Annotated in this window: 6 protein-coding genes; 2 read left to right on the forward strand and 4 right to left on the reverse strand. The window is 46.8% G+C overall.

Features of this window, described 5'->3' with window-relative positions; all coding sequences use genetic code 11:
* Nucleotides 1-41: 41 nt before the first annotated feature.
* Nucleotides 42-260 carry an ADP-ribosylglycohydrolase family protein gene (locus AC438_RS16650; protein WP_082354184.1) on the forward strand — a complete coding sequence of 73 codons (219 nt, stop codon included), beginning with the start codon at nt 42-44 and terminating at the stop codon, nt 258-260.
* Here the strand turns inward: AC438_RS16650 and AC438_RS16875 are convergent.
* From AC438_RS16875 to AC438_RS14360, 4 genes are all read right to left on the reverse strand, one after another.
* The gene (locus AC438_RS16875) at nt 244-552 is read right to left on the reverse strand and encodes a hypothetical protein (RefSeq protein ID WP_156317095.1); all 309 of its coding nucleotides are present in this window, start codon (nt 550-552) and stop codon (nt 244-246) included. The genes AC438_RS16650 and AC438_RS16875 overlap by 17 nt on opposite strands.
* A gap of 181 nt (nt 553-733) precedes the next feature.
* Nucleotides 734-1,057: a hypothetical protein gene (locus AC438_RS14350; RefSeq protein ID WP_053981958.1), complete on the reverse strand. Its 324-nt coding sequence runs from the start codon at nt 1,055-1,057 to the stop codon at nt 734-736.
* A gap of 266 nt (nt 1,058-1,323) precedes the next feature.
* Complete coding sequence (locus AC438_RS14355; RefSeq protein ID WP_053981959.1) at nt 1,324-1,788, reverse strand: hypothetical protein; 465 nt, start codon at nt 1,786-1,788, stop codon at nt 1,324-1,326.
* A 3-nt stretch (nt 1,789-1,791) separates the two neighbouring features.
* A complete protein-coding gene (locus tag AC438_RS14360; RefSeq protein WP_053981960.1) occupies nt 1,792-3,735 on the reverse strand; it encodes an ATP-binding cassette domain-containing protein in 1,944 nt (647 codons plus the stop codon).
* A gap of 147 nt (nt 3,736-3,882) precedes the next feature.
* On the opposite strand from AC438_RS14360, the gene AC438_RS14365 reads away from it, so the two are divergent.
* Complete coding sequence (locus tag AC438_RS14365; RefSeq protein ID WP_053981961.1) at nt 3,883-6,123, forward strand: transglycosylase SLT domain-containing protein; 2,241 nt, start codon at nt 3,883-3,885, stop codon at nt 6,121-6,123.
* Nucleotides 6,124-6,211: the final 88 nt, after the last annotated feature.

Below are 6,211 nucleotides of genomic sequence, written 5' to 3' on the forward strand. Positions count from 1 at the left end.
GAGTGAGTGTCCCTGCAAGTTCCGAGTGATGCGTTACTGCTATTTACTTTTCTTTAAAATTCCGCAACCAAGGCTTCGATTCAATGCTTAGTGAAACAATCAAACTCGGCGGTGACACCGACACGATCAGCTCTATGGCTGGCGCAATCTGGGGGGCATTTAACGGCAGCTCATCTATTGAAAAAAACGCCAAAAGTATTGAGCAAAACCAAAATATGATGAAGCTAGCTGAAACATTATTTCTTAAGCAACATCATTAACTTTTCTATTCTTATACCACGCAAAGAAAATACAGCTCATGTAAGATAAAGCTATCAGACCGGCACCAACAACAGTTATACCTAACGCACCCAAACCAAATATATAAAAATCACCTTGAATAAAGGCATAGATAACAATCAGCAACCAGAACACCACCTCAATAGGCATCATCGAGATACGCCTCTGATCACCACCGCTCTTTTCCATACGAACAAGAAGTAGTGGAACTAAAAAGTTCCACACTATCTTGAGGCAAAAAACAATTGCGATCAAATAAAAAAATACATCCATCTAATTTCTCACTTCAAATATCTCTGGCCAAATAAAGCGCCTTTTGCGCCATCGAGACCAGGGCCATATCCAACCCTCGATCTTAAGACCTGACCAGTAACAGGAGAAAAAGCTCCTTGACCTGCCCCCCAAGAAAAAGAAAAAGGCCTTACTGTCATTTGAGGTCCCCACAAACCGGTTCTTATAAAATTCCATTAGTAGCTCCGCCCATCATCACCCAACGGCCAGCGGATAAATCAGCAGCCCCAGCAGGCCCCCATGAAGTAACTGTCACAAAGGCACTCTTGGTACCTCCGAACACAGCTCTTAGCAAACCACCTGCACCAGCTAAATAACAGCTCGGACAAACCGATTTTGCTGCTCCAGTAGCCAACGGGTTAATGAGTGTCCCTGTATTAGAATCAAAATCATAAGCAGTCGTGCCATCCGCACTGACTGTGCCACCAAACGGCCCGACTCCAACAGTTACCGGATTGCCATCTTGGTCAAAATAGGTTCCCGGCACCGGAGAAGAATTACCAGTCGGCCCCTTTTGTGCAAAAGGAGGCCTTATGCATCATATTACTATATCAATCGTCATAACCGTGACGCTATGCTATTAGCTTTTTTATATTTTATTGGATCAATGCGCTATAACCGATTTAGAGATTCGAGTGCCCTAGATATTTCTCAATCGGAAGTCGGCATCGTATCGGGGTCGTGTATGCTTGCTCATAGTGCACCTTTTTAAGTAGTGAGGTGATTTTACCACCTCTTCACCGGTGACCAAAATTAGTATGCCACTACAGTGTCAACCAGGCTTTGCAGGCCCGGCAGCCAAGTATCGAGGTTTTTTTGCCCGCCGGCTTCACTCCAGTGAACACCGACAGCATGCGTTTTTGTTTCAAACCCACACACAGATGGAGGGAGCGTTAGCAAAAAGCGTTCAATCGCCTGAGGCACCTCGGTTTCTGGTGTTTTAAACGCCCAGTACTTCGCAACATGCAAACCATGAGCATAGTTTTGGCGCTCGAGCCGCATTATCGGTAGCTGATCTTTTTCGGCTAGGGGTAGCCAATAAAACCAGCACACAGTGTCATCAGAAGTTTTTATTTGACTCGCATTGACATGGAGGCCTTGAGCGGCGGCGTAACGCCGTAGCGCCGCTAAGCGCTTTTGGCCCTTGGTCGGCTGCATAATCATTACAGGGCCAATCATCATAGCCACCACTAACACAACAATCACGATAGGCCACATGATTTAAGCCTCTCCATTTTGCATGGCTTCTAACTCTTGCCAACGCTCAAAACTTGCCTCCATATCGGTATTTAAGGCATCCAATGCCGCCAGTTTACTGTTGACCTTTGTTTGATCTTGCGTGTAAAAATCAGGTGCCGCGATTTCTTGTTCTGCATCGGCAATCGCTTGCTCTAGCTTTTCGATTTTTGCCGGTAAAGCACCCAATTCACGCTGTAATTGATAGCTTAACTTTACGGTAGGCTTTTTAACGGCCATAGCTGCCGGCTTAGGTGTATTCACCACTTTGGGGTCAGCTTGTACCGGCTCAGCTTGTACCGGCTTAGCTTTAGCGCCACCTTCAGGCCACTTGCCGCCTTGGCGCTGCCAATCTTGATAGCCACCAATATATTCACGCAGTATGCCATTACCTTCAAAGCTAATGGTGCTACTCACAACATTGTCCATAAACTCACGGTCATGGCTCACCAACAATAATGTGCCCTCGAAGCCCAGCAGCAGCTCTTCGAGTAAGTCGAGGGTTTCGGCATCGAGATCATTGGTGGGCTCATCCATCACCAGAACATTGGCAGGCTTACTAAACAGCTTGGCCAACAAGATGCGGTTACGCTCACCACCGGATAATGCCTTAATGGGTGTACGCGCACGCTCACCAGTAAATAAAAAGTCACTCAAATAGCTAATGGCATGGCGTGGCTTGCCGTTGATTTCGATAAATTCACGCCCCCCTGCGACATTGTCCATCGCATTTTTTTCTAAATCGAGCTGGTCACGCAGCTGATCAAAATAAGCCACTTCTATTTTAGTGCCCAAAGCAACTTTACCCGCTTGCGGCTCTAATTGCCCGAGCAAAATCTTAAGCAAAGTACTTTTACCAACACCGTTAGGGCCAATCAAGCCAATTTTGTCACCGCGTATCACACGGGTAGAAAAATTTTTAATGATAGGCCAATCATCATAAGCAAAACTCACATTGTCGAGCTCGGCAACAATTTTGCCCGAACTCGATTCTTGTTGCATATTAAAGTTGGATGTTTTCATGCGGTCACGGCGTTGTGCGCGGTCATTACGCATTTCTTTTAGCGCACGTACACGCCCTTCGTTACGGGTACGCCGCGCTTTAATGCCCTGCCTAATCCACACCTCTTCTTTCGCTAAACGCTTATCAAATTCAGCATTGTGCTTTTCTTCTTCTGCTAATTGACGCTCACGAAAGGCTAAAAAATCTTTGTACTTGCCATCCCAAATACTTAATTGGCCGCGATCAAGCTCGCCAATACGGTTGGCCACATTTTGCAAAAAAGCCCGATCATGAGTCACAAAAATCACTGCACCGGCAAAGCTTGCTAGCTCTTTTTCTAACCATTCAATCGCCTGTACATCTAGGTGGTTGGTAGGCTCATCTAACAGGAGCACATCAGGGTTAATCACCAATGCGCGGGCCAGTGCCGCGCGCCGCCGCCAACCACCTGATAAATCTTGCATTAACGTTTCGGCATCTAAATCAAGCCGTGTCAGTATTTGCTCAATACGATTGTTAATCGCCCAGCCATCGTGCGCCTCAATAATGCCTTGCAATTTTGACAGCTCATTTAAGGCTCTATCGTCCATAGGGACTGTTTCGGACTCATGAATAAGTGCATGATAACGACTCAGGCTAGCCGCTAACTCAGGCAAACCTTGTGCGACAAAATCAAACACGCAAGTTTCGTCGGCATCAGGTAGGTCTTGCATCAAACCGGCAATGCGCATGCCATCACTGCACCATGTGGTACCGCTATCGGGGGTAATCGTACGATCAATAACTTTGAGTAACGTCGATTTACCCACGCCATTGCGACCGACTAAACACAATCTATCGCCGCTGTTTAGCAGCATATTGACGCCATCAAAAATAACCTGTTCGCCATACGACAAACACAAACTATCTAGCTTTAACAAACTCATAATCTTCTCTCAAAATTCAGCGGGGCGCAGTGTGCCGCAATATACCTATAAAAATCCACGTATTATGCCTACAAAAGAGTGGTAAGTTGCCGATACCTGTTCAACAATAAGGGGATAGACTGATATTTTGCAATAAAGGAAGCCACAGTGACTATTTTGAGTAACAGCGAACAACTCATCACCTACGCACGTGTAGCACTATGCGTATTTTTAGTCAGCATGTCACCTCAAAATTGGGCGCAACCCAATGCTCAAGGCCTGATTTTGCCGCCACCAAACGCTACCACGCCTCCTCAGCCAGCAATGACCTCTGCACAACGACATGACACACCACTCACACTTGACCCACAACAGCAGGCTATCGCCCACTACAGTACTTTAAGCGAAGCGGCCAAACAAAATATGCGCTTTACCTATAAAGCCGCCCAAAACGCTCTTAAAAACAAGCAACTAGTTATCGCCCAAGCACACCTGAGTAAATTGCAGCACTACCCGCTGAAACCTTATCTTGAATACCAGTTACTCAGTAAGCAACTCGCCAAGACACCGAGAGCGGCCATTGATCGCTTTTTAGCCGACAATAAACACTCACTATTGGCTGACAAACTCACAGGGAGCCTACTGTATTTTTTAGCTCAGCAAGAGCGCTGGCAAGAATTTAACCATTACTACACGGCAGGCTTTAGCTCCACGCCTATGCGCTGCCGATCATTACTGGCCCGCTATCGCACTGGTGATTTAACCGCCTTAGATGAGGCCACAAGCTTGTGGAATGTTGGCAAATCCCAACCAAAAGCCTGCGACCCACTATTTAATGCACTAACGACTCACCATAAAATCACCCCTCTCTTGCGTTGGAGCCGCTTTGATAAAGCCATTAATAGCGGTCAGTTATCGTTAGCGCGCTACCTGAAGCGCAGCATGAGTCAACCACAACAAGTACTGGCCGAGCTTTACTTTAAGGTCAATGCAAAACCTTCACTCATAACACAACCTAAAACCTTTGCTCACTCATCACCTGAAATGCAAACAATTATTGCCCACGGTATTCGTAAACTTGCACACCAGCAACCACAACTCGCCTGGCAACACTGGGAAAAGTACGAAGCGCAGCGCTTATTTAATGCCGAGCTCGCCACCCAAACCAAGCAACAAATTATTAAATACCTTACCCGCAAGGGCTATTTAGTCGAGGCAGAGCAATTACTCAGTTATTCGCATTCATTGCGCAATCCAAAACTTATTGAGAGCTTAATACGAGAAAACTTAGAATCATTAAATTGGGCCGCTGTGGCCAAAAATATCGCTATATTGCCACCCAAAGAGCAGCAAAGTGACCGCTGGCAATACTGGTATGCTCGCAGCCATCAAATGCTGCAAAGCAAAAATATTGATACTACGGCTATTTATACTGCACTAGCAGCCAAACGTAGCTGGTATGGCTTTTTAGCCGCAGATCGCATCGGCAGCCATTACACACTAGAAGATGCCACTACCCAAGCGAATAGCCAATTAAAAGCAACGCTAGCCAACCAACCCGCCATGCAGCGCGCTAAAGAGCTGTGGCTCATAGGAGAACAACAGCAAGCACGCATAGAATGGTATTACGCACTCAAACACCTTAAAAACCAAGAGCTGTTAGCCGCAGGCGAGCTCGCTAAAGAGTGGGGGTGGTACAACTCGGGCATTGTTGCCATGATTACCGGTAATTTATGGGATCATCTCACCTTGCGCTTTCCGCTGGCCTACAACAACGAGGTAGCGCAAGCGTCAATTAAAAGCCAGCTCGACGAAACACTAATTTATGCCGTCGCACGCCAAGAAAGCGCCTTTGCCGCTGACGCTGTATCGCACGCAGGAGCACGCGGATTAATGCAATTAATGCCCGCAACCGCCAAAGAGCAAGCTAGGCATTCAGGCATCACGCATCATCGCACGCAAGATTTATTCACACCCGAGCACAACATTCATTTAGGCAGCGCCTATTTAGGTAAATTACTGAACGAATTTAACGGCAATCGCGTTTTAGCCACCGCGGCTTACAATGCCGGCAAGCACCGTGTAAAGCGGTGGCTAAAAACCCCTCAAACACAAACCCCTGCCGATGTGTGGATCGAGGTGATTCCCTTCAAAGAAACCCGCCAGTATGTTCAAAACGTACTCACCTATGCGGTCATTTACGAATACCGCATATCTTCTAGCACCAGCCCAAGCCTTAATAAACCGAATATCGATAAACCTAACCCCAATGCTCCCCGCCAAACAACACCAAACAACACTGCCAGACACACCGCAGCACAACCGTTAAATGCGGCCTCAAATCAAAGCCCCTCTTCTTGGCAAAAAGGCACATTACTGCGCGCACAAGAGGCAAATATAACCTTGTAGGCTATGCTAGTAAGTAGGGTTAAGTTGGCTCATGAGCCGCTGCTGTCAAGCGGCTCATCATAGCGGTACATTCAGCGTATTGTGTAAT

It is taken from the genome of Marinagarivorans algicola (assembly GCF_001292705.1).
GTDB lineage: Bacteria > Pseudomonadota > Gammaproteobacteria > Pseudomonadales > Cellvibrionaceae > Marinagarivorans > Marinagarivorans algicola.